The organism is Streptomyces sp. 63XJN7_1_ISO-PGPR-S23-121 (assembly GCF_056173025.1).
On record NZ_CM149653.1, the window covers coordinates 4,796,189 to 4,819,974 of the forward strand.

A 23,786-nucleotide genomic window follows, 5' to 3' on the forward strand; every position below is an offset into this window, starting at 1 on the left:
TCACGCCAGGGGCACGCTCACCTCGCCGCTGCCCTTGGCGCTCGCCCCGCCCGCGACGCGCACGGTGAACGGACGCCCGGTCCCGCTCGCGGTGACCCGCAGGACGTCGCCGTCGCGCCGGACGCGGAAGGTCGCGGCCGGGGCGCCCAGCAGGTCGGGCACGGTGACCTCGGCGGTGTACCCGGGCGCGGCGGTGGGGTGCACCAGCAGCACCGGGGCGTCCAGCCAGTCGCCGTCGGGGCGCCGGTCGTCCGAGGCCAGCGGCAGGACGGCGCCCTCGCGGACGTACAGCGGGAGGCTGTCGTAGCCGTGCCGTTCGGTGCGCCACGCCGGGCCGGTGACGCGCTCGCCGGACAGCAGGTGCGTCCAGGTGCCCTCGGGGAGGTACACCTCGACGTCGCCGTCCTCCGTGAAGACCGGGGCGACCAGGAGGTCGGGGCCGAGCATGTACTGGCGGTCCAGCGGACGGCAGCCGGGATCGTGCGGGAACTCCAGGACCATGGGCCGCATCACCGGCACGCCGGTCCGGTGGGCCTCGGCGGCGGCCCCGTACAGGTAGGGCATCAGACGGTGCTTGAGCAGGGTGAAGCGGCGGGCCACGTCGACGGCCTCGTCGCCGAACTCCCACGGCACCCGGTACGACGAGGAGCCGTGCAGGCGGCTGTGCGAGGAGAGCAGGCCGAAGGCCAGCCAGCGCTTGAAGACCGCCGGGTCGGGCGTGCCCTCGAAGCCGCCGATGTCGTGGCTCCAGAAGCCGAAGCCGCTCAGGGACAGGGACAGGCCGCCCCGGAGCGACTCGGCCATCGCCTCGAAGGAGGACCAGCAGTCGCCGCCCCAGTGGACGGGGTACTGCTGGCCGCCCGCGGTCGCGGAGCGGGCGAAGAGGACGGCCTCGCCCTGCCCGCGTTCCTTCTCGAGGAGTTCGAAGACGGTCCGGTTGAACAGGTGGGTGTAGTAGTTGTGCATCCGCTCCGGGTCGGACCCGTCGTGCCAGACCACGTCGGTGGGGACGCGCTCGCCGAAGTCGGTCTTGAAGCAGTCCACGCCCTGGTCGAGCAGCGGCTTGAGCTTGCCGGCGAACCAGTCGCGGGCGGCCGGGCTGGTGAAGTCGACCAGGCCCATCCCGGCCTGCCACAGGTCCCACTGCCAGATGTCGCCGTTCGGCCGGCGCACCAGGTGCCCGAGGGCGGCGGCCTCGTCGAAGAGCGGAGACTTCTGGGCGATGTAGGGGTTGATCCAGACGCTGACCTTCAGCCCGCGTGCCTTGAGCCGGGCGAGCATGCCCTCCGGGTCGGGGAAGACCTCCGGGTCCCACTGGAAGTCGCACCACTGGTACTCGCGCATCCAGAAGCAGTCGAAGTGGAACACGGTCAGCGGGATGCCGCGCTCGGCCATGCCGTCGACGAACGACGTCACCGTCCACTCGTCGTAGGACGTGGTGAACGACGTGGTGAGCCACAGGCCGAAGGACCAGGCGGGCGGCAGGGCGGGGCGGCCCGTGAGGGCGGTGTAGCGGGTGAGGACGTCCTTGGGGGTGGGGCCGGCGACGACGTAGTACTCCAGCGTCTGGTCCTCGACGCTGAACTGCACCTGCCCGACGGACTCCGAGCCGACCTCGAAGGAGACCGCGCCGGGGTGGTTGACGAAGACGCCGTAGCCCCGTGAGGAGAGGTAGAACGGGATGTTCTTGTAGGCCTGCTCGCTGCTGGTGCCGCCGTCCGCCTGCCAGATGTCGACGACCTGGCCGTTCTTCACGAACGGGGTGAAGCGCTCGCCGAGCCCGTAGATCTGCTCGCCGACGCCGAGCGCCAGCCGGCTCAGCATGTGGTGCGCGCCGTCGCCGGTCGTGGCGAACGCGGTGCTCTTGGCGTTCGCGTGGGTCAGTTCGCGGCCGTCGGCGTCGTGGAAGGTGAGGCCCCAGGGGCCGGCGCTGTCCAGGCGCAGGGTCAGCGGGCCGCTGGTCAGCTCGGTGACCGTGCCGTCCTCGCGCACCGCGCCGGCGCCGTCGGGGGTTTCCGTGAGGGCGAAGTCGGGGCCCGGGCGGTGCTTGCCCGCGTGGTGGGTGACCCGCACGCCGATGACGCCCTCGACGGGGGAGAAGCACTCGACCGTGAGGAGCGGGGCGTTGAGCGTGTCGCCGCGCCGCGTCACCTTCTTCACGGCGGCATGGGCGGTGAAGCGCTTCGATTCGGTGCGTACAGCGCGTACCTCAGTGGCGTACGACAGGTGCACGCCCTCGCGGATGAGCCAGAAGCCGTCGGTGAACTTCATGATCTTCCTTGGATGGGGCGGGAACGGTCGAGTGGGTGCGCGGAGGCCGTCCCACAGCGTTTTGATCGTACACAGAACAAAACCGGAAACCGAGGCCCCCGGTCGACCTTTACCGCTCTGATCAGGCGCGATCACGTAAAAGAACGACGCCTTCACCCGGCGGAAGAACGAGATGGAGGCCGTCTACCCCTAGCGCCGCAGCCCGCCTCTGACGTATTAGTCATCACAACAAACAAAACAGTCCGGCAAGGAAGCCGGATCGTACGACAGCAAGGGCCGCATGATGTCGAAGCGCTTCAACGCCGCGCACCGCGGGCGCGAACGCTCACGCAGAGCCGTCGTCCCGCTCGCCACCGTCTCCGTCCTGGTCGCCGGAACGGCACTGACCGGCTGCGGGCAGCAGCGCGACGCCGATGTGTACACCGTGATGAACTCCTCGACCGACGAGTCGTACCACCGCTGGGACGCGGAGGCGATGGCCCGCTGCGGGGAGCAGCTGGGCGTCACCATCGAGCAGCAGAGCGTCCCCGCGGCGCAGGTGATGACGAAGGCGCTGCGCATGGCGTCGTCCAAGTCACTTCCGGACATCGTCCAGTTCGACGCCTCCGAGATGCCCACGTTCGCCGACGCCGGTGGCCTCGTCGACCTCCGGACGCTCGGGCTGAGCACGAAGGACATCCCCGACGGCATCGTCGACTTCGGCTCGTACGAGGGGACGTACTACGGCGCGGCCCGCTCCGTGAACACGCTCGCCCTCTTCTACAACAAGGACGTGCTGGACAAGGCGGGTGTCCGGGTGCCCGCCACCTGGGCCGAGCTGCGCGAGGCCGCCAGGACGCTCACGCGGGGCAAGCAGTACGGTCTGGCGCTCAGCGCGGGCGGCGCGGAGGACGGCGTCTTCCAGTTCACGCCGTTCATGTGGTCCAACGGCGGCGACGAGACGAAGCTGGACAGCCCGCAGGTCGCCGGGGCGCTCGACTACTGGAAGAGCCTGCTGAAGGACGGTTCGCTGTCGAAGTCGACGGTCAACTGGACCCAGGCCGACGTCAACGACCAGTTCATGGCCGGCAACGCGGCGATGATGATCAACGGCCCGTGGCAGGTGGAGACCCTCAACACCGACAAGTCGCTGCACTGGGGCATCGCGCGGATTCCGGTGCCCGAGGCCGGTGACGACTCGGTGGGACCACTGGGCGGCGCGGTGCTCACCGTGCCGAGGACGGGCGACGCGGCACGCGAGAGGACGGCCGGTAGGATCGTCGCCTGCCTGGCCGGCCAGAAGGAGCAGCTGACCTACGCGCTCAACAGCTGGATGGTCCCGGCGAACGCCAAGGCCGCGGCCGTGTGGCGCGAGCGGGTGCCCGAACTGGACGCCCTCGCCGACCAGGTCGCCACCGCCCGGTCCCGGACCGCCAAGCTCGGCGCCGGCTGGTCGGGGGTGTCGCTCGCCCTGCAGAGCGCTTTCCAGTCCGCCCTGACCGGCCAGTCCAGCGAGGCCGCACTGAAGCGCGCCCAGCAGCGGGCCACGAGCGGGAACTGAGGGAGCGCACCCATGACCACGTCCACCGTCACCGCACAGACACCCGCCGGGGCGTCCGCACCGGCCGCGCCGGACCCCGCCCGGGCCGGGCGCCGGCGCAAGCTCTCCCAGTGGGGGTTCGTCGCCCCCGCCGTCGTCTTCATGCTGCTGTTCTTCGGCTACCCGCTCGTCCGCAACGTCGTGATGAGCTTCCAGCACTACACGCCGAAGACGTTCTTCACCGGTGAGGCGCCCTTCAACGGCACCGACAACTGGTCCACCGTCTTCCACGACGCCCTCTTCGGCAAGGCGCTGTGGCACACGCTCGTGTTCACCGCGGGCTCGCTGCTCGGCCAGTTCTGCATCGGTCTGGCGCTCGCGGTGTTCTTCAGCCGGCGCTTCCCGCTGAACGGCGTGCTGCGCTCGCTGATCCTGCTGCCCTGGCTGGTTCCCATGGTGGTGTCCGGCATCGTCTGGCGGCGCATCCTCGACCAGGACACGGGCGTGCTCAACTCGTTCCTGGACACCCTCGGCCTCGGCGGCCACACACCGTGGCTGACCAGTCCGGACATGGCGCTGCTGTCCGTCATCCTGGTCAACATCTGGATCGGCATCCCGTTCAACATGGTCATCCTGTACGGCGGTCTCCAGGAGATCCCGAAGGAGCTGCACGAGGCGGCCTCCCTGGACGGTGCCTCCGCCTGGCGGACCTTCCGCTCCGTGACGCTGCCCATGCTCAGGCCCGTCATCACCGTCGTGCTCGTGCTCGGCTTCATGTCGACGGTCAAGATCCTCGACCTGATCCTCGCCCTGACCGACGGCGGCCCCGCCGACTCCACCCAGACCCTGGGCACGCTCACGTACCAGAACTCGTTCGTCCAGCTCGACTTCGGCGCGGGTGCGGTCGTCGGCAACGTACTGATCCTGATCTCCGCCGTGTTCGCGGTGTTCTACCTGCGGGCCAACCGCTCCGAAGGGAAGTGACCGACGATGGCTCCTCAGACTCCCCCCGGGTCCCGGCGCCGCTGGGGCTCCACCGTCGCCGGTGTGCTCGTCCTGTGCGTGATGCTGTTCCCGCTGTACTGGATGCTCAACACCGCGCTCCAGCCCGAGTCGGGGCTGCTCGAGGTCGACCCGGTGCCGGGCGGCGTGGACCTGTCCGGCTTCTCCAAGGCGCTCAGTGACCAGGGCGGCCATCTGCTGACCTCGCTGGCCGTCTCGCTCGGCGCGGTCGTGATCTGCCTGGCGATCTCGGCGCCCGCGGCGTACGGGCTGGCGCGGTTCGGGCTGCGCGGCTCGCGCACCATCGTGTTCGGGACGCTGATCACCCAGATGGTGCCGGGCATCGTCATCGCCAACGCGCTCTACAACTCCTACGTCGACCTGGGCCTGGTCAACTCCTACTTCGGCCTGATGCTGGCGGACGCCTCGCTCGGCATCCCGTTCTCCATCGTCCTGATGCGGTCCTTCATGGTGTCGATCCCCGGCGAGGTGATCGAGGCCGCGCAGATGGACGGAGCCGGACCGGTCCGGACGTTCCTGCGGGTGGTCCTGCCGATGAGCCGCAACTCCCTCATCACCTCGGGCCTGTTCGCCTTCCTGTTCTCGTGGAGCGACTTCATGTTCGCGCTCACCCTGAACACCACCGACGAGGTCAAGCCGGTCACGCTGGGCATCTACCAGTACATCGGCGCGCACGTCGGCGACTGGGGCTCGGTGATGGCCGCCTCCGTGCTGTCCGCCGTCCCCGCGGCGATCCTGCTCGTCCTCGCCCAGAAGTACATCGCCGCCGGCATCACAGGCGGTTCCGTCAAGTGACCACCGCACCTGGAGATGGGCTCTTCCGCATGAGTGACTTCCCCGGCTTCCCGCCCGGCTTCGTCTTCGGCGCCGCGACCGCCTCGTACCAGATCGAGGGCGCGGCCCGGGAGGACGGCCGCGGGCCGTCGATCTGGGACACCTACAGCCACACCCCCGGTCTGACGGCCAACGGCGACACCGGTGACGTGGCCTGCGACCACTACCACCGCTACCGGGAGGACGTGGCGCTGCTGCGCGACCTGGGCGTGGACTCGTACCGCTTCTCGATCGCCTGGCCGCGCATCGTGCCGGACGGGTCGGGCGCGGTGAACGGCAAGGGGCTGGACTTCTACTCCCGCCTCGTCGACGAGCTGCTGGAGGCCGGCATCGAGCCGGCCGCCACCCTCTACCACTGGGACCTGCCGCAGGCGCTGGAGGACCGCGGCGGCTGGCGGGTGCGGGAGACGGCGGAGCGGTTCGCCGAGTACACGGCCGTGGTCGCCGAGCACCTGGGCGACCGCGTGCCGCGCTGGATCACGCTGAACGAGCCGTGGTGCAGCTCCTTCCTCGGCTACTCCATCGGCCGCCACGCCCCCGGCGCCAAGGAGGGCCGCGGCGCCCTGGCCGCCGTCCACCACCTGCTGGTCGGCCACGGTCTGGCGGTCCAGGCACTGCGGGCGGCCGGGGTGCGGGAGGCCGGCATCACGCTCAACCTGGACCGCAACCTGCCGGCCACCGACTCCCCCGCCGACCTGGCGGCCGTGGTCCGCGCCGACACCCAGCACAACCTGGTGTGGACCGAGCCGCTCCTGGCGGGCCGGTACCCGGCGACGGAGGAGGAGACCTTCGGCGAGCTGATCACCGGCGAGGACTTCCGGCGGGACGGCGACCTGGAGCTGATCTCCCAGCCGCTGGACTTCCTCGGCATCAACTACTACCGGCCGATCGTGGTCGCCGACGCCCCGTACCGCGAGGCGGACCCGGCGCTCAGGGTGGCGACGGACAACCGCTACGAGGAGGTGCGGCTGCCCGGCGTGCGGCACACGGCGATGGGCTGGCCGGTCGTCCCCGGCAGCTTCACCGACCTGCTCGTGCGGCTGAAGAAGCAGTACGGTGACGCGCTGCCGCCGGTCCACATCACGGAGAACGGCTCGGCGGAGGACGACACGGTCGCCGCGGACGGCGCGGTGCACGACACGGACCGGGTCGCCTACCTGCGCGACCACCTCACGGCCCTGCGGGCGGCAATGGACGCGGGTGTGGACGTGCGGGGCTACTACGTGTGGTCGCTGCTGGACAACTTCGAGTGGGCGTTCGGCTACGACAAGCGCTTCGGCATCGTGCGGGTCGACTACGGCACGCAGGAGCGCACGCCGAAGGACAGCTACCGCTGGTACCGGGAGCTGATCGCCGCGCACCGCGGGTGAGACACCGCGGGGAGGGGGCCGCCGGGCAGCCGGGCGGCCCCCTCCCCGTTTCAGCCCGCGCCGCGTTCCGCGTGCCCTGCCGGGTCCGCGAGCACCTCGCGGACGATCGCTCCGGCCGCGCCCCGGGCCGCGTCGCCGAGGGACGAGGCGGCCCGCAGCCGCTTTCCGTCCTCGGTCCACAGCCCGGAGACCACCCGCAGGGCGAGTTCGCGGTCGACGGCGGGCGCCAGCCAGTCCATCAGCTCCCGGTAGACACCGCCGAGCATCACCGCTTCGGGATCGAAGAGGTTCACCGCACCCGACACCACGACGCCCAGCTGCCGTCCCGCCCGTTCGATGGCCGCCAGCGCGGACGGTTCGCCCCGCCGCGCCCGGCGTTCGAGTTCGGCGACGCCCCGCACGCCGGTGCCCGCGTCGATGCCCGCGGCCTTCAGCAGGGCGGCCTGACCGGCGTACTGCTCCAGGCAGCCGCGGGCCCCGCACCGGCACAGCGGACCGTCCGGGTCGACGACCATGTGCCCGATCTCCCCGGCGAAGCCGTGCGCGCCGCGCAGCAGCTCGCCCCGGAGGACCAGCGCGCCGCCGATGCCGATCTCGCCCGTCAGATAGACGAAGCTGCGCACTCCCGCGGTGCCCGCCCCGAACCACAGCTCGGCGAGCGCGGCGGCGTTGGCCTCGTTGTCGGAGCTGACCGGCAGCGGGCGGTGGGCGGGTCGCAGGGCCAGGAGCGCCTGCGCGAACAGGCCCTCGACGGCGACCCGCTGCCATCCGAGGTTGGGTGCCTGGCGGACGGTGCCGCCGGTCACCAGTCCGGGCAACGCGACGTGGACGCCGGCCGGTGCGAGGTCCTGCTCGGCCGCCGAGCCGATGGCGCGGGCCGCGAGCCGGGCCGCGCGCGCCAGCACCTCGGAGGGCTGGACCCCGCGGTTGTCGTGGTGCTCCACGAGGCGCACCCGGTCGGTGCCGGCGAGGTCGACCACGCACACGGTGACGTAGTCGATGTTGATCTCGACGCCCAGACCCGCCGGCCCCGACCGGGACACCTTCAGGACGGTGCCGGGCCGGCCCGCCTGGCCGCTGCTGGTCTTGCCCCACTCGGTGACGAAGCCGTACTCCAGCAACTGCTCCACCAGGGACGACACCGCGGCGCGGGTCAGCCCGACGTGCGTGGCGATCCCGGCCCGGGTCGCCTCCCCCGCGTCGTGCACGGCTCTCAGGACCAGACTGAGGTTGTGCCGTCTGACCGTGGCCTTGTCGGCCTTCGGCTCCAGGGGGGTCAGGTTGTTCATCATCGTGCGTCGAGCGTATGCGACGGCGAACCCGGCTCCCACCTGGGACGGAGCCGCGACGAACGGGCGGCGGGCGAGGACCCGGCCTTGCCGGTCGCCGGGGTCCGCGCCTAGCCTGCTGTTTTGTGCCGCAAATAAACAAAACCCGATCGCACAGCGCCGTGCCGGGTCCCCGAACCGATCTCACCCGTCTCCGAGCCGCCCTGACCGCCTTCTTCGCCCTCGACGGCTTCGTCTTCGCGGGCTGGGTCGTGCGCATCCCCGCCATCAAGGAGCAGACCGGCGCCTCCGCCGCCACGCTGGGACTGGCCCTGCTCGGTGTCTCGGCGGGCGCCGTGGTCACCATGACCCTCACGGGACGGCTGTGCCGCCGCTACGGCAGCCATCCCGTCACCGTCGCCTGCGCGGTCCTGCTCTGCCTGAGCGTGGCCCTTCCCCCGCTGACCCACTCCGCGCTCGCCCTCGGCGCCGTCCTGCTGGTGTTCGGCAGCGCGTACGGCGGGATCAACGTCGCCTTCAACAGTGCCGCCGTCGATCTGGTGGCCGTGCTGCGGCGCCCGATCATGCCGAGCTTCCACGCCGCGTTCAGCCTCGGCGGCATGGTCGGCGCCGGGCTCGGCGGGCTCGTCGCCGGGTCGCTGTCGCCGGTCCGGCATCTGCTCGGCCTCACCGTGATCGGCCTGCTGGTCACGGCGGTCGCGGGCCGCGCCCTGCTGCGCTGCGCACCCGCCGCGCCGCCGGACGCCGCCCGCCGGGACGACGGCACCCCGCGCCGGCTCGACGGCCGTACCCGGCGCCTGGTGTTCACCTTCGGCCTGATCGCGCTGTGCACGGCGTACGGGGAGGGGGCGATGGCCGACTGGGGCGCCCTGCACCTGGAGCAGGACCTCAACGTGTCGCCGGGCCTGGCGGCGGCCGGCTACTCCTGCTTCGCGCTCGCCATGACCGTGGGCCGGCTGACCGGCACGACGCTGCTGGAGCGCCTCGGGCAGACGCCGACGGTGGTGGCCGGCGGCACCGTCGCCGTGGCCGGCATGCTGCTCGGTTCGCTCGCCCCCTCCGTGTGGGCGGCGCTGTTCGGCTTCGCGGTCACCGGGCTCGGTCTCGCCAACCTCTTCCCCGTCGCGGTGGAACGGGCCGGCGCGCTGGGCGGCCCGAGCGGCGTCGCCACCGCGTCCACCCTGGGCTACGGCGGCATGCTCCTCGGGCCGCCCGCGATCGGCTTCATGGCCGACTGGATCTCGCTGCCGGCGGCGCTCACCAGCGTCGCGGCACTGGCGGCAGTGGCGGTGCTCATCACCCTCGCGACCCGCCGCGCGGCAGCCTCGCCCTGATGGGCATGGGCCCGGCGTCCCGCGCGCCGGGCGGTGACGGGCCTGCCCCGAGGCGTGTCCCGTCGTGCAGACTCTGCGCATGGAGACCGTCACGTTCGTCGAGACACTGGACCGCGAGGGCGGGCTGCTGGCCGCCGCCGCGGAGAAGGCGGGGACCGGCGCCGAGGTGCCGACCTGCCCCGGCTGGCGGGTGCGCGACCTGCTGCGGCACACCGGGATGGTGCACCGCTGGGCGGCCGCGTTCGTCGCCGAGGGCCACACCGCGTACCACCCCGACGGCGGCCTGCCCGACCTGGACGGCGACCGGCTCCTGGCCTGGTTCCGCGAGGGCCACCGGCAGCTCGTCGCCACCCTCGCCACCGCCCCGCCCGACGTGCGCTGCTGGCACTTCCTGCCCGCGCCGTCGCCGCTGGCCTTCTGGGCCCGGCGCCAGGCGCACGAGACGACCGTGCACCGGCTCGACGCCGAGTCGGCCCGGGACGGCGACCCGGCCGGCGGCGCTCCGGCCGACGTCGGCATGGACTTCGCCGTGGACGGCATCGAGGAGCTGCTGTGCGCGTTCCACGCCCGCCCCAGGAGCGCGGTGCGCACCGGGGAACCCCGCACCCTGCGGGTACGGGCGACGGACGCCCCCGGTGCCGTGTGGACCGTACGGCTGTCGGCCGAACCGCCCGTCGCGCACCGCACGGGCGCCGGCGCCGCCGACTGCGAACTGAGCGGTCCGGCCGCGGCGCTGTACGCGGCGCTGTGGAACCGCCGCCCGTTCCCGGAGGTGACCGGCGACCGGTCCCTGGCCGCGCTGTGGCGCGAGAGGTCGGGCGTCACCTGAACCGAGCCGGGCCGGGCGCGGGGGTCAGCCCAGCCAGCCCGGCCGCACCAGCCCCGACTCGTAGGCGAGGACGACGAGTTGGGCGCGGTCGCGGGCGCCCAGCTTCACCATGGTGCGGCTGACGTGGGTCTTGGCGGTGAGGGGGCTGACGACCAGGCGGCGGGCGATCTCCTCGTTGGACAGGCCGATGCCGACCAGGGCCATCACCTCCCGTTCCCGCTCGGTGAGGCGGGACAGCGCGCCGGCGGCGGCCGGTTCCTTGGAGCGCGCCGCGAACTCGGCGATCAGGCGCCGGGTCACCCCCGGCGAGAGCAGCGCGTCCCCGGCCACCACGGCCCTCACGGCGCGGAGGAGTTCGGCGGGCTCGGTGTCCTTGACCAGGAACCCGGAGGCACCCGAGCGGATGGCCTCGAAGACGTACTCGTCGAGCTCGAAGGTGGTGAGCATGACCACCTTCACCTCCCTCAGTGCCTCGTCGCCGGTGACCCGGCGGGTGGCGGCCAGGCCGTCGAGGGCGGGCATCCTGATGTCCATCAGGACGACGTCGGGGCGCAGTTCGCTGATCGCGCGCACCGCCTCCTCGCCGTCGGCGGCCTCACCGGCCACCTCGATGTCCGGCTGCGCGTCCAGCAGGGCCCGGAAGCCCGCCCGGACCAGTGACTGGTCGTCGGCCAGCAGTACCCGGATCACCGGTCCTCCTCCTCGGCGTGCCGCACGGTGAGCGGAAGGGACGCGAGCACCCGGAAGCCGCCTCCGGGGCGCGGGCCCGCCTCGACGGTGCCACCGAGCGCCGCCGCCCGCTCCCGCATGCCGGCCAGTCCGTTGCCGCTGCCGCCCGCCGGGGCGCCGGTCGCGGGTCCGTCGTCGTCGATACGCAGCCGCAGGGTGCCGCCGACCCGGGCGAGGTGGACGCGGGCGCGGCGCGAACCCGAGTGCCGTACCACGTTGGTGAGGGCCTCCTGGACGATCCGGAACGCCGCGAGGCCGGTGCCGGGCGGCAGCCGCGGCGGCTCCCCCTCGACCTCCACGGTGAGTCCGGCGCTCGCCGCCTGCTCCACCAGCTCGGGCAGCCGGTCCAGGCCGGGGGCCGGGGCGCGGGGCGCGTCTCCGGGGGCGCGGAGGGTGTCGAGGACCTGCCGGACCTCGCCGAGCGCCTCCTTGCTCTTGCCCTTGATGGTGGTGAGCGCGGTGCGGGCCTGTTCCGGGTCGCTGTCCAGGAGGGCGAGACCGACGCCCGCCTGCACGTTGATGACGGAGATGCTGTGGGCGAGGACGTCGTGCAGTTCACGGGCGATCCGCAGCCGTTCCCGGTCCGCGCGCCGCCTGGCTGCCTGCTCGCGTTCGGCCCGCTCCCGCGCCCACTGCTCGCGCCGGGTGCGGGCCAGCTCCGACAGGGCGACGACCGCCACCACCCAGGCGGCGATCACCAGCTCCTGCCCCCAGGAGGCGGCCCGGTCCCCCGACGGCGGCAGCCACCGGTAGAGCCAGTGGGCCAGCAGGGCGTGCCCGGCCCACAGCGCGGCCATCGCCGCCCACGCGGCTCCGCGGTGCCCGGCGACGACGGCACTGAAGCAGGCCACCGCGACGGCAAGGAACACCGGCCCGTACGGATATCCGGCCCCCAGGTACACCAGGGTGGTGGCGGCCGTGCCGGACACGACGGCCACCGGGTACCGCTGCCGGGCCAGCAGGGCGACGCCGGTCACGAGCAGCAGGACGCGGGCGAAGAGGTCGAGCGGGGCCCGTTCCCCCGTCTGGGCGTGGGCGGCGAAGTTCGATCCGAGCAGCACGAACGCCGTGATCAGCGCCGTGGAGAGCCAGGGCCACCGGGGACCGCGCTCGCCGTCGCCCCGTTGGTGCCGCCACGAGGGCGCGTACCGCCACCGCGGCGGTGGCCCGTCCCCGTGCTCGCGCTGTCCGTCCATGCCCGCCACGCTAGACGCCGCGCACGCCGGGCGGCGTCACCCGCGCGTGGTGATCGCGGGTACTCCCGGCGAAGTACGGCGGCGGCCGGTGACGCGGAGCGGCGGGGCGGCTCGGCACCCCGCCCGCGGCCACCGGAGCGGACGCTCCCGGCGCCTCCGGTGGCCGGGAGCGCGGTCAGGCTCCGGTCTCGTCGGCCGCGGGCGCCGCGGACCGCCGGTCCACGGCCGACAGGGCCCGCTGCGCGAGCGGGTGGCTGCGGACCAGCTCACCGAGCGACGTCGAACCCTGGGTGATGTCCCGGAACGCCTTCCAGGCGGGGCGGAAGCCGGTCAGCGCCGCGTGGAAGAAGCCCGGACGGCGCTCGAACATCGTCAGCATCCGCTTGCCGACGCTCATCTCGACGCCCAGCCCCGCCTTGACGGCGAACGCGTAGTTCAGGGCCTGCTTGCGCGCGTCCACGGCGTCGTACGCCTCCGCGATCCGCACCGCCCACTCCCCCGCGAGCCGTCCCGAGCGCAGCGCGAACGAGATGCCCTCGCGCGTCCACGGCTCCAGGAGCCCCGCCGCGTCCCCGCACACCAGCACCCGGCCCCGGGACAGCGGCGAGTCGTCGGCGCGGCAGCGCGTCAGGTGGCCGGAGGAGATGCTCGGTTCGAAGCCGGCGAGGCCGAGGCGCCCGATGAAGTCCTCCAGGTACCGCTTGGTCGCCGCGCCCTCGCCGCGGGCCGAGATCACACCGACGGTGAGCGTGTCGCCCTTGGGGAACACCCAGCCGTAACTGCCCGGCATGGGACCCCAGTCGATGAGGACCCGTCCCTTCCAGTCGTCGGCGACCGTCTCGGGCACCGGGATCTCGGACTCCAGGCCGAGGTCGACCTGGTCCAGCTTGACCCCGACGTGCGCGCCTATCCGGCTCGCGCTGCCGTCCGCGCCGACGACGGCCCGGGCCAGCACCGTCTCGCCGCCCTGGAGGACGACGGCGACGGTGCGCCGGTCGGGCACCGCCGACCCGTGCTGCTCGACCCGCGTCACCGTCGCCCCGGTGCGCAGCTCGGCGCCCGCCTTCTGGGCGTGCTCGACGAGTTGCTGGTCGAACTCCGGCCGGTTGACGAGGCCGAACAGCATCTGCTTGGAGCGGCGGGTCCGGGTGAAGCGGCCGTTGTGGGAGAACGTCACCGCGTGTACACGGTCCCGGAACGGCAGGTCGAAGCCGGGGGGCAGGGTGTCGCGCGAGGGTCCGATGATGCCGCCGCCGCACGTCTTGTAGCGGGGCAGCTCCGCCTTCTCCAGCAGCAGCACGCGCCGCCCCGCGACCGCCGCCGCGTAGGCGGCCGAGGCCCCTGCCGGTCCCGCGCCCACCACGACGACGTCCCAGACCTGACGCGTGTCGTCCGCCGAAGAGTTCTCGCTGCTCACGATGGTCTACTGCTCCGATCAAACCGCATGCCGCACCTGACCCCCGCATCCTACGGCGGGCATCGCCGCAGGCCACTGTGGGAGGATCGGCGACGGACGCCATCCGCACACCGGGAGGTGCCCGCACCCGCACGATCACCCGTACACAGCGGTACGGGCGCGGGCACTCGCCGCAGCGCCCGCTCACGTACTCGTCGGTACAACGTCGCACCCGCAAGGAGCGTGCCCATGTCGTCGAATCCGGTCGCCGAGACCGTGTCCTCGCTGATGCCCAGGGCGAAGGAGGAGCTGGCCGAGCTGGTGGCCTTCAAGTCGGTGGCGGACTTCGGCCAGTTCCCGCGCGTCGAGAGCGAGGGCGCCGCCGGCTGGATAGCCTCCGCGCTGCGCGCCGAGGGCTTCGAGGACGTGGCCCTGCTCGACACCCCGGACGGCACCCAGTCGGTGTACGGCTTCCTGCCGGGCCCCGAGGGCGCGAGGACGGTACTGCTCTACGCGCACTACGACGTGCAGCCGCCGCTGGACGAGGCGGGCTGGGACACACCGCCGTTCGAGCTGACCGAGCGCGACGGCCGCTGGTACGGACGCGGCAGCGCCGACTGCAAGGGCGGCGTGCTGATGCACCTGCTCGCCCTGCGCGCGCTGAAGGCGAACGGCGGCGTGCCGGTGCACGTCAAGGTCATCGTCGAGGGGTCCGAGGAGCAGGGCACGGGCGGTCTGGAGCGGTACGCCGAGGCGCACCCCGAGCTGCTGGCGGCGGACACCGTCGTCATCGGCGACGCCGGCAACTTCCGCGTCGGTCTGCCGACGGTCACCTCGACCCTGCGCGGCATGACGCTGGTCCGCGTGAAGGTCGACACACTCGAGGGCAACCTGCACTCCGGCCAGTTCGGCGGCGCGGCACCCGACGCGCTGGGCGCGCTGATCCGCGTCCTGGACTCGCTGCGCGCCGAGGACGGTTCGACGACCGTCGACGGCCTGACGTCGGACAACGGGTGGGAGGGGCTGCAGTACGACGAGGAGCAGTTCCGCCGGGACGCCAAGGTGCTGGACGGTGTGGAACTGATCGGCTCCGGCACGGTCGCCGACCGCATCTGGGCGCGCCCCGCCGTCACGGTGCTCGGCATCGACTGCCCGCCGGTGATCGGCGCGACCCCCTCGGTGCAGGCGAGCGCCCGGGCCCTGGTGAGCCTGCGGGTCCCGCCGGGCGTGGACGCCGCCGAGGCCACCAAGCTTCTCCGGGCCCACCTGGAGACGCGCACGCCGTGGGGCGCGCGGGTGGAGGTCGAACAGATCGGCCAGGGCCAGGCGTTCCGCGCCGACACCACCAGCCCGGCGTACCAGGCGATGGCGGACGCGATGGCGGTGGCGTACCCGGGCGAGGAGATGCAGTACGCCGGCCAGGGCGGCTCCATCCCGCTGTGCAACACCCTCGCCGCGCTCTATCCGCGGGCGGAGATCCTGCTGATCGGCCTGAGCGAGCCGGAGGCGCAGATCCACGCCGTGAACGAGAGCGTGTCCCCGGAGGAACTGGAGCGGCTGTCCGTGGCGGAGGCCCTGTTCCTGCGGAACTACGCGGCGAGCTGACGACTCCGCCCCTTCGCGCTCGTCCGGACGGGGGACGGCCCCCGTCACGGGACGCGGACCGTTCCCGCGGGCGGCCCGGAAGGGCACGGCGGACGGTGGTGCGGACGCGCGGTGCGGCCGGCCGGTGTCAGCCGACCGGCCTCCCCGCCTCCAGGTACAGCGCCCTGCCGCGTTCCCTGGCCCGCAGGGCCCAGCGCAGGCGCTCGTAGCGGACCGGGGGCAGCAGGGCGGCGGCCTCGGTCTCGCCGACGAAGCGCCAGTCGCGCAGTTCGTCGCCCGGCAGCAGCACCCGGCCCGCCTCCTCGGCGTCGAGCCGGCCGCCGTCGAAGAGCAGGCGCAGACCGCCGTAACCGGGGGGCGCGGGCGACTCCCAGTCGACGACCAGCAGGGCGGGCACCTCGTCGAGGTGGATGCCGGTCTCCTCGGCGACCTCGCGCATCCCGGCCCGGGCGGGCGCCTCGCCCGGTTCGACGACACCGCCGGGGAACTCCCAGCCGGGCTTGTAGGTGGGGTCGACGAGCAGCACCCGGTCCTGCTCGTCGAAGAGGAGGACGCCGGCGGCCAGCGTCTCGCCGGTGGGCTCCGGGGTCTGCACGATGTCGCAGGCGGGCACCTTCCCGGTGCCGACGGCCTCGGCGATGCGGGCGGCGGTCTCGTACGGGGTGAGGCCGCTGTTGTCGATGGGATGGGCGTCGGCCGTCAGCCAGGAGGCGAGGGCGGCCCGGTACGGCTCGATGCGGTCGTACGACCACTGGCGTACGGGTATCTCCCCGTCCGCCGCCTCCGACCCCTCGCGGCGCGCCATCCGTTCCCGCAGGATCGTTTCCGCCGGAGCCAGGAGGACGTGCCGGACCGCTGTCCGGCGGGCGGCGAGGCCGCCGAAGATCTCGTCACGGTACTCCTGGCGCAACAGGGTCATGGGGACCACCAGGGTCCCGCCGAGTTCGGCGAGCATCGCGGCCGCCGTGTCGATCACGAGGCGCCGCCAGATCGGCAGGTCCTGGACGTCTCCGACGTCGGCGAGGTGCTTGGGCGGCAGCAGGTGCCCGAGCGCCGCGCCGATGACCTCGGGGTCGAAGAGCGCACTGTTCGGGATCAGTTCGATCAGTTCCCGTGCGGTGGTGGACTTCCCCGCACCGAACGCGCCGTTGATCCAGACGACGGTCACAGGTCCCCCTCTTGTCTTGGCCCCCTGTGGCTTGCCCGCTTCACCCTGCCACGGAAACCAGATCCAGTTGAGGGCCTACGACGGCGGCGCCGGTGCCCCCCGGACGAAGGGCACCGGCGCCGCGAGGGCCGCGAACGGCGTGTCAGGCGCCCCGCGCCTGACCGTCCTGGTCCAGGGACAGTCCCTCGGGGGCGACGGTCCGTTCCACGGTGCCGAGCGTGTCGTCCACGTCGAGGTGGTGGAGCGGGATGTCGTCAGGGGCGGCGTGGGACGGGCTGACGGCGGCGACGACGAAGCCGGTGGCCAGGGAGGCGATGGCGAGCATGCTGCGCTTCTTCATGCCTGCTTCAACTGCATGACCGGTCCTTGGTCACGGCCGGGCGTCCGTCCGGTTCACGAGCCGGCCCGTGACCCGGTTCGCGAGCCGGGCCCGTGAACCGGCCGCGAACCGGTTCACGAGTGACGTCGAATCACCATCACCCACCCTCTTCCAACAAAGCCCGACACGTCCTAACGTAAACGCGCAGTGATGACGTGCACATGGCGCCACGGACCGTGTCCCTCCGCGCCCGTGCCACGTTTCACCCGTCGTTCCACCTGCCGCGGATTCGGAGGAACGTAATGAGACGTCACCTTTCCCCCCACCCCACCCGCAGAGCCCTGGCCGGGGCGCTCGTCACCGGACTGCTGTGCGCGGCGGGACTCGCCACCCCCGCGGCCGCCGCCCCGCCGGCCGCCCGGGAGCAGTCGGCGGCCGCCCCGGACGACGGACTCGCCCTCACCCCGCCCATGGGCTTCAACAACTGGAACTCCACGCACTGCCGCGCGGAGTTCGACGAGGCGATGGTCAAGGGCATCGCGGACATCTTCGTCGAGAAGGGCCTCAAGGACGCCGGGTACGAGTACGTCAACCTCGACGACTGCTGGGCGCTCCCGCAGCGGGGCGCCGACGGCAAGCTCGTGCCCGACCCGGCGCGCTTCCCGAACGGCATCGACGCGGTCGCCGACTACGTGCACGCCAAGGGCCTCAAGCTCGGCATCTACACCAGCGCGGGCACGAAGACGTGCGACAGCACCGGCATGCCCGGCGCCCTGGGCCACGAGTACAGCGACGCACGGCAGTTCGCCGACTGGGGCGTGGACTACCTCAAGTACGACAACTGCAACAACCAGGGCCTGGACGCCGTGCAGCGGTACACGACCATGCGCGACGCCCTGCGGGCCACCGGCCGGCCCATCGTGTACAGCATCTGCGAATGGGGCGAGAACAAGCCCTGGGAGTGGGCGGGCGACCTCGGGCACCTGTGGCGCACCACCGGCGACATCAGCGACAACTGGGGCTCGATGCTGTCGATCCTCAAGAAGAACCTCCCGCTCGCCCCGTACGCCCGCCCGGGCAACTGGAACGACCCGGACATGCTGGAGGTCGGCAACGGAGGCATGACCGGCACCGAGTACCGCACCCACTTCTCGATGTGGTCGGTCATGGCCGCCCCGCTCCTCATCGGCACCGACCTGCGCAAGGCGTCCGACGAGACCCTCGAGATCCTCGGCAACCGCGAGGTCATCGCGGTCGACCAGGACCCGCTGGGCAAGCAGGGCACCGTGATCTCCTCCGAGGGCGGCCGCTGGGTGGTCGCCAAGGAGATGCGGGACGGCAGCCGCGCGGTGGCGCTCTTCAACGAGTCCGACAGCCCGCAGCGGATCACCACCGACGCCGAGGCCGTGGGACTCCCGGACGCTCCCGCCTACACTCTGCGGGACCTGTGGCAGCACCGCGACTACCACACCGCGGGCACCCTGTCGGCCACCGTCCCCGCGCACGGCACGGTCCTCCTTCGGGTCCGGACCGACCGCGGCTGGGCCCAGCATCCGCCCGCCGTCGCACTCGGCCTGGAGGGCGGCACGCTGGTGGAGGCGGGCACCCCGGCCCCGCTGACCACGACGGCCACCGACCTCGGCCGCACCCCGGCGCGGCAGGTGTCCGTGACCGTCCGCGGCCCGGAGGGCTGGCGGGTGCGGGCCACCTCACCGACCGGCACCGCCGTCCTCCCGGCGGGCCGCTCGCTGCGCACCACGTGGTCCCTCACCGCGCCCGCGGGCACTCCCCCGGGGCCGTACGACCTCACCGTGGAGGTGACCCACCGCTCACCGGACGGCGCACGCGTGGGGACGACCCTGCCGGTGACGGCGTCCGTGGTGGTGCCGCCGCCCGCCGGGACGTCCGGGCTCGGCGACCTGCCGTGGCTGTCGGCCACCAACGGCTGGGGCCCGGTCGAGCGCAACACCAGCAACGGGGAGAGCGCCGCGGGCGACGGCAACCCGATCACCATCGGCGGCGTGGTGTACGAGGCCGGTCTCGGGGTGCACGCGGCGAGCAGCGTCGCGTACTACACGGGCAGGGCCTGCGAGAAGGTCACCGCCGAGGTCGGCGTCGACGACGAGAAGGGCGCCAAGGGAACCGTCGCCTTCCAGATCTGGGCGGACGGCACCGAGGTGGCGTCGACCGGGGTCCTCACCAACGCGATGCCGGCCCAGCCGATCAGCGCGGACGTGACCGGCGCCGAGGTGGTCCGGCTCGTCGTCACCAACGGCGGCGACAACACCGACTCGGACCACGCCGACTGGGCGCGGGCCCGGCTGACCTGCTGAGCCGCGTCCGCCCCGGTCAGACCCCCGCCGTGGTCACGCCCGCCGTCCTGGTGAGCGCGGCCGCGGCGGCCCCGACCAGTCCCGCGTCCGTGCCCATGCGGGCGGGCACGACCGTCAGGCGCTGCACGAAGGACAGCGTCGCGTAGTCGGCCATGGCCTTGCGCAGCGGGCCGAAGAGCACCTCCCCGGCCTTGCCCACTCCCCCGCCGACCACGGCGATGTCGATCTCGACGAGGGTCGCGGTGGCGGCGATCCCGGCGGCCAGCGCCTGCGCCGCCCGCTCGAAGGAGGCCAGGGCCACCGGGTCGCCCAGGCGGGCGGCGGCCGCCACCGCGGCGGCCGACGTGTCGCCGTCCGGGCCGGGACGCCAGCCGTCGGCCAGCGCGCGCCGCGCGATGTTGGGGCCGCTGGCCACCCGCTCCACACAGCCGCGCGAGCCGCACGGGCACGGGTCGCCGTCCAGATCCACGCTGATGTGCCCGATGTGCCCGGCGTTGCCGGTCGGGCCGGGATGCAGCGCGCCGTTGAGGACCAGACCGCCGCCGACGCCCGTCGAGACGACCATGCACAGCGCGTTGTCGTGCCCGCGGGCCGCACCCTGCCAGTGTTCGGCCGCCGTGATCGCCACTCCGTCGCCGATCAGCTCGACGGGCAGGCCACCGGTGGCGGCGCCGACCCGCCGGACGAGGGGGAAGCCGCGCCAGCCGGGCACGTTGACCGGGCTGACCGTGCCGGCGGAGGCGTCCACGGGTCCGGCGCTGCCGATGCCGACGGCCGTGACCCCTCCCCACAGCGGCGACGCGGTCAGCTCGGCGAGGACCGCGTCCACGGCACCCATCACGGTCTCGCCGTCCTCCCGGGCGGGCGTCGCACGCTGCGCGCGGGCCTGGATCCTGCCGTGGCCGTCCACCAGCGCCCCGGCGATCTTGGTGCCGCCGATGTCCAGCGCTGCCACGAGGTCGGTGTGCATCAGAGTCGGATCTCCCCGTCAACCGTAAGAAAGTGGGAACACGAGCGGGAGCAGCGGACGGCCGCGCGGTGGGGTCGCGGACCGAAGAGTGCGATGGACAGTGTCCCCCGCATCTGACAACGTTGTCCAGGCTCTATGCTCGACGCCACATCCTCATACAAGCGCATCGGCACCGCATCCCCGTGGACGACAGGAGCCGACGCAATCCCGTGGACGACAGGACAGGACACCGCACCGTGCCCGACACGCCCCGCCGCGCCGACCGGCTTCCCGGGAACCGCTACGGCAACCGCCCCACCATGAAGGACGTCGCCGCTCGCGCCGGCGTCGGGCTGAAGACCGTCTCCCGGGTGGTCAACGGCGAACCGGGCGTCACCCCGGAGACCGAACGGCGCGTCCAGGAGGCCATCGACGCGCTCGGCTTCCGCCGCAACGACAGCGCACGGGTGCTCCGCAAGGGCCGTACCGCGAGCATCGGACTGGTGCTGGAGGACCTCGCGGACCCCTTCTACGGGCCGCTGAGCCGCGCGGTGGAGGAGGTGGCCCGCGCCCACGGGGCCCTGCTGATCAACGGCTCCAGCGCCGAGGACCCGGACCGTGAGCAGGAGCTGGTGCTGGCGCTTTGCGCTCGGCGCGTGGACGGGCTGCTGGTGATCCCGGCCGGGGACGACCACCGGTATCTGGAGCCCGAGCTCAAGGCCGGTGTCGCCACGGTGTTCGTCGACCGCCCGGCGGGGCAGATCGACGCGGACGTGGTGGTGTCCGACAACTTCGGCGGCGCCCGTGACGGCGTGGCCCACCTGATCGCGCACGGTCACCGCAGGATCGGCTTCATCGGCGACATGCCCCGCATCCACACCGCCGCCGAGCGGCTGCGCGGGTACCGGACCGCCATGGAGGACGCCGGCATACCGGTGAAGGACTCCTGGATGTCGCTGGGCGTCACCGACCCCGAGCGGGTGCGCCGGGCCGCCGAGGAGATGCTCGCCGACCCGCACCCGGTGACCGCGGTGTTCACGGGCAACAACCGGGTGACGGTCACCGTGATCCGCGTCCTCGCCGAGCACACCCGCCGCGTCGCCCTGGTCGGCTTCGACGACATCGAGCTCGCCGACCTGCTGCGGCCGGGCGTCACGGTGGTCGCCCAGGACGCGGCGGCCCTCGGCCGTACGGCGGCCGAGCGGCTGTTCGGGCAGCTGGACGGCACCCTGCTCGCCCCCGAGCGCATCGAACTGCCGACCCGGCTGGTCACCCGCGGCTCGGGCGAACTGCCGCCGGCGGACTGAGCGACCCGTGGACGACGCGGAGGACGCCGGGGCCGGCCGCGCGGGTGCCGGGGAGGACCGGACGCTGGCGGCGCTCGGTCTGGCCGGGGCGCGGCGGGAGCATCCGCTGCTGTACCCGGGGGCGTGGCCGCGGGAGTCCGGCCTGCTCGACGGTGACCGGCTGCTGCCGCTGGACCGGCCGGTGCACGGGGACCGCGTCCCGCTGCTGGCGATCGGCTCGAACGCCAGCCCGGACCAACTGCGGCTCAAGTTGGCCGAGTTCGGCATCGGGACGCCGATCCCGATGGTCCGGGCCCGGGTCACCGGGATCGACATCGGCGTCTCGGCCCACGTGAGCCGCATGGGCTACGTGTCCGCGTCGCCGGTGCGCGCGCCGGACGCCGTACGGGAGCTGTTCGTGCTCTGGCTCGACGCCGAGCAGCTCGCCGCGATCGACGCGAGCGAGGGCGTGCCCATGGCGGCCGGGAACTTCGACCGCGCCTGGCTGCCGGCACCCGACGTGCGTGTCGAGCCGGCCGCCGGCACGGTGCTGCGCGGCGTCTGGGCCTATGTCAACCGGCACGGGGTCCTGCGGGACGGCACCGGGGCGCCCCGCCGGCACCCCGGCGAGCAGCGTCCCCTGCTCACGGAGCTGCTGCACGGGTCGGCCCGGCTGCGGGAGCTGTTCGGGGCGACGCCCGAGGAGTTCAGCGCGCGGGCGCGGTCCGACCGGCGGCTGTGCGAACGGGGGACGCGGCTGTTCGCCGAGGAGCGGCGGGTGACGGCGTCCGGCCTGGAGCCCTACGTGGACCCCGGCCGGACCGGCGGGCCGCCTCCCCCGACCGGGCCGCCGCCTACTGCGCCGATGCCGTGAGGTCGCCGCGCCGGGGCGACGAGAAACCCTCCAGGTCGGCACGGGTCAGGCCGGTCAGCCGGGCGACCTCGCCCGTGTCCAGGGCGCCGCAGTCCAGGCCGCGCAGCAGGTAGCCGCTGAGGGCCTTGGCGGTGGCGGGCTCGTCCATGACGTCGCCGCCCGCCTGGTTGGCGTAGCGGGCGAGGCGGGCGGCGGCCTGTTCGAAGCCCTCGCGGTAGAAGGCGAAGACCGCCGCGTACCGGGTGGGGATGTGACCGGGGTGCATGTCCCAGCCCTGGTAGTAGGCGCGGGCCAGGGCACGGCGGGTCAGCCCGAAGTGCAGGCGCCAGGCGTCGTGGACCTTCTCCGTGGAACCGACCGGCAGGACGTTGGTGGAGCCGTCCGAGACCCGCACGCCGGTGCCGGCGGCGGCGACCTGCATGACGGCCTTGGCGTGGTCGGCGGCCGGGTGGTCGCTGGCCTGGTAGGCGGCGGAGACGCCGAGGCAGGCGCTGTAGTCGAAGGTGCCGTAGTGCAGTCCGGTGGCGCGGCCGTCGGCGGCCTGGATCATCCGGGCGACGGCGGCGGTGCCGTCGGCGGCCAGGATGGACTGGCTGGTCTCGATCTGGATCTCGAAGCCGATCCGGCCGGGCTCCAGGCCGCGGGCCTTCTCGAACGCCTCCAGGAGCCGGACCATGGCGGTGACCTGCTCGGGGTACGTCACCTTCGGCAGGGTGAGGGCCAGCCCGTCGGGCAGGCCGCCGGCCTCCATCAGGCCGCTGAGGAAGACGTCGAGCGTGCGGATGCCCCGGGCGCGCACGGGCGCCTCCATGCACTTCATGCGGATGCCCATGTACGGGGCCGCGGTGCCCCGGTCGTAGGCCTCGGCGACGAGTCGGGCCGCGCGGGCGGCGGCTTCGTCCTCCTCGGCGTCGGACCGGTTGCCGTAGCCGTCCTCGAAGTCGATGCGCAGGTCCTCGATCGGCTCCCGCTCCAGCTTGGCGCGCACCCGGGAGTACACCGGCTCGGCGAGCTCGTCGGACAGGCCGAGGACGGCGGCGAAGGAGGCGGCGTCGGGGGCGTGCTCGTCGAGCGCGGCGAGCGCCCGGTCGCCCCAGGAGCGGACGGTGTCGGCGGCGAAGGCGTCACCGGGGACGTAGACGGTGTGGACGGGCTGGCGGGTGCCCGGGTCCCCGGGGTAGCGGCGCTCCAGTTCCGCGTCGACCGGTGCGAGGGAGGCACTGATCTCCTCGCCGACGGCGCCCGCGAGACTCGTTGCCACCTTCTCGTGCTGACCCATCCCACACCCTCCTGTTTTCCGCTGAACGGAATCAATAATCCGTAGAGCGAAGTTATCTGTCCCCTCTGTCCCGGTCAACCGCCCCCGGGCGGCGCCCTGCCGCCCCACCATCGTGCGCACACGCCGAGGCCCCCGCGACCACGGACGGTCGCGGGGGCCTCGGCCGGGCCTGCGGCGGAAGGG

General features: G+C 73.2%; 19 protein-coding genes. 10 read left to right on the top strand and 9 right to left on the bottom strand.

What is annotated here, in order from left to right; genetic code table 11:
* A complete protein-coding gene (yicI, locus tag AC0VYN_RS21365) occupies positions 1-2,271 on the bottom strand; it encodes an alpha-xylosidase (RefSeq protein ID WP_475532259.1) in 2,271 nt (756 codons plus the stop codon).
* A gap of 283 nt (positions 2,272-2,554) precedes the next feature.
* Here yicI and AC0VYN_RS21370 point away from each other — a divergent pair, with 283 nt between their 5' ends.
* The 4 genes from AC0VYN_RS21370 to AC0VYN_RS21385 are packed head-to-tail and all read left to right on the top strand — an operon-like array spanning position 2,555 to position 7,017.
* Positions 2,555-3,811 (top strand): ABC transporter substrate-binding protein, encoded by a 1,257-nt coding sequence (locus AC0VYN_RS21370; RefSeq protein ID WP_475536946.1) that lies wholly within the window; start codon positions 2,555-2,557, stop codon positions 3,809-3,811.
* 12 nt (positions 3,812-3,823) lie between these two features.
* Positions 3,824-4,774: a carbohydrate ABC transporter permease gene (locus tag AC0VYN_RS21375; RefSeq protein ID WP_475532260.1), complete on the top strand. Its 951-nt coding sequence runs from the start codon at positions 3,824-3,826 to the stop codon at positions 4,772-4,774.
* A 6-nt stretch (positions 4,775-4,780) separates the two neighbouring features.
* Complete coding sequence (locus AC0VYN_RS21380; RefSeq protein WP_475532261.1) at positions 4,781-5,608, top strand: carbohydrate ABC transporter permease; 828 nt, start codon at positions 4,781-4,783, stop codon at positions 5,606-5,608.
* 29 nt (positions 5,609-5,637) lie between these two features.
* On the top strand, positions 5,638-7,017 hold the full coding sequence (locus AC0VYN_RS21385; protein WP_475532262.1) for a GH1 family beta-glucosidase: 1,380 nt from the start codon (positions 5,638-5,640) through the stop codon (positions 7,015-7,017).
* Between the two features lie 50 nt (positions 7,018-7,067).
* Here AC0VYN_RS21385 and AC0VYN_RS21390 read toward each other — a convergent pair whose 3' ends face one another.
* Complete coding sequence (locus AC0VYN_RS21390) at positions 7,068-8,309, bottom strand: ROK family protein (RefSeq protein WP_475532263.1); 1,242 nt, start codon at positions 8,307-8,309, stop codon at positions 7,068-7,070.
* A gap of 158 nt (positions 8,310-8,467) precedes the next feature.
* Between AC0VYN_RS21390 and AC0VYN_RS21395 the strand changes: the two genes are divergently transcribed.
* Both AC0VYN_RS21395 and AC0VYN_RS21400 read left to right on the top strand, forming a co-directional pair.
* Positions 8,468-9,640 (top strand): MFS transporter, encoded by a 1,173-nt coding sequence (locus AC0VYN_RS21395; RefSeq protein ID WP_475532264.1) that lies wholly within the window; start codon positions 8,468-8,470, stop codon positions 9,638-9,640.
* Between the two features lie 79 nt (positions 9,641-9,719).
* On the top strand, positions 9,720-10,469 hold the full coding sequence (locus AC0VYN_RS21400; RefSeq protein WP_475532265.1) for a maleylpyruvate isomerase family mycothiol-dependent enzyme: 750 nt from the start codon (positions 9,720-9,722) through the stop codon (positions 10,467-10,469).
* Positions 10,470-10,493: 24 nt separating this feature from the next.
* On the opposite strand, the gene AC0VYN_RS21405 is transcribed toward AC0VYN_RS21400, so the two are convergent.
* From AC0VYN_RS21405 to AC0VYN_RS21415, 3 genes are all read right to left on the bottom strand, one after another.
* The gene (locus AC0VYN_RS21405; protein WP_475532266.1) at positions 10,494-11,159 is read right to left on the bottom strand and encodes a response regulator; all 666 of its coding nucleotides are present in this window, start codon (positions 11,157-11,159) and stop codon (positions 10,494-10,496) included.
* Positions 11,156-12,394 (bottom strand): sensor histidine kinase, encoded by a 1,239-nt coding sequence (locus tag AC0VYN_RS21410; protein WP_475532267.1) that lies wholly within the window; start codon positions 12,392-12,394, stop codon positions 11,156-11,158. Before AC0VYN_RS21410 ends, AC0VYN_RS21405 begins: the two co-directional genes overlap by 4 nt.
* Before the next feature lie 175 nt (positions 12,395-12,569).
* Positions 12,570-13,811, bottom strand: a complete 1,242-nt coding sequence (locus tag AC0VYN_RS21415; protein WP_475532268.1) for a geranylgeranyl reductase family protein — start codon at positions 13,809-13,811, stop codon at positions 12,570-12,572.
* 228 nt (positions 13,812-14,039) lie between these two features.
* Between AC0VYN_RS21415 and AC0VYN_RS21420 the strand changes: the two genes are divergently transcribed.
* Positions 14,040-15,395: a M20/M25/M40 family metallo-hydrolase gene (locus AC0VYN_RS21420; RefSeq protein WP_475532269.1), complete on the top strand. Its 1,356-nt coding sequence runs from the start codon at positions 14,040-14,042 to the stop codon at positions 15,393-15,395.
* 127 nt (positions 15,396-15,522) lie between these two features.
* Here the strand turns inward: AC0VYN_RS21420 and AC0VYN_RS21425 are convergent, their stop codons facing one another.
* Positions 15,523-16,563 (bottom strand): NUDIX hydrolase, encoded by a 1,041-nt coding sequence (locus AC0VYN_RS21425; protein ID WP_475532270.1) that lies wholly within the window; start codon positions 16,561-16,563, stop codon positions 15,523-15,525.
* Positions 16,564-16,705: 142 nt separating this feature from the next.
* Positions 16,706-16,903 (bottom strand): hypothetical protein, encoded by a 198-nt coding sequence (locus tag AC0VYN_RS21430; protein WP_475532271.1) that lies wholly within the window; start codon positions 16,901-16,903, stop codon positions 16,706-16,708.
* Positions 16,904-17,184: 281 nt separating this feature from the next.
* On the opposite strand from AC0VYN_RS21430, the gene AC0VYN_RS21435 reads away from it, so the two are divergent.
* Positions 17,185-19,215, top strand: coding sequence for an NPCBM/NEW2 domain-containing protein (locus tag AC0VYN_RS21435; protein ID WP_475532272.1), 2,031 nt, complete (start codon positions 17,185-17,187; stop codon positions 19,213-19,215).
* Positions 19,216-19,231: 16 nt separating this feature from the next.
* On the opposite strand, the gene AC0VYN_RS21440 is transcribed toward AC0VYN_RS21435, so the two are convergent.
* Complete coding sequence (locus tag AC0VYN_RS21440) at positions 19,232-20,185, bottom strand: ROK family protein (protein ID WP_475532273.1); 954 nt, start codon at positions 20,183-20,185, stop codon at positions 19,232-19,234.
* Between the two features lie 209 nt (positions 20,186-20,394).
* Here AC0VYN_RS21440 and AC0VYN_RS21445 point away from each other — a divergent pair, with 209 nt between their 5' ends.
* Together AC0VYN_RS21445 and AC0VYN_RS21450 are read left to right on the top strand one after the other, a co-directional pair.
* Positions 20,395-21,471 carry a LacI family DNA-binding transcriptional regulator gene (locus AC0VYN_RS21445; RefSeq protein WP_475532274.1) on the top strand — a complete coding sequence of 359 codons (1,077 nt, stop codon included), beginning with the start codon at positions 20,395-20,397 and terminating at the stop codon, positions 21,469-21,471.
* A gap of 7 nt (positions 21,472-21,478) precedes the next feature.
* Complete coding sequence (locus tag AC0VYN_RS21450) at positions 21,479-22,324, top strand: hypothetical protein (RefSeq protein ID WP_475532275.1); 846 nt, start codon at positions 21,479-21,481, stop codon at positions 22,322-22,324.
* Here AC0VYN_RS21450 and AC0VYN_RS21455 read toward each other — a convergent pair.
* Positions 22,305-23,603, bottom strand: a complete 1,299-nt coding sequence (locus tag AC0VYN_RS21455; protein WP_475532276.1) for a DUF6986 family protein — start codon at positions 23,601-23,603, stop codon at positions 22,305-22,307. The genes AC0VYN_RS21450 and AC0VYN_RS21455 overlap by 20 nt on opposite strands.
* Between the last annotated feature and the right edge of the window lie 183 nt (positions 23,604-23,786).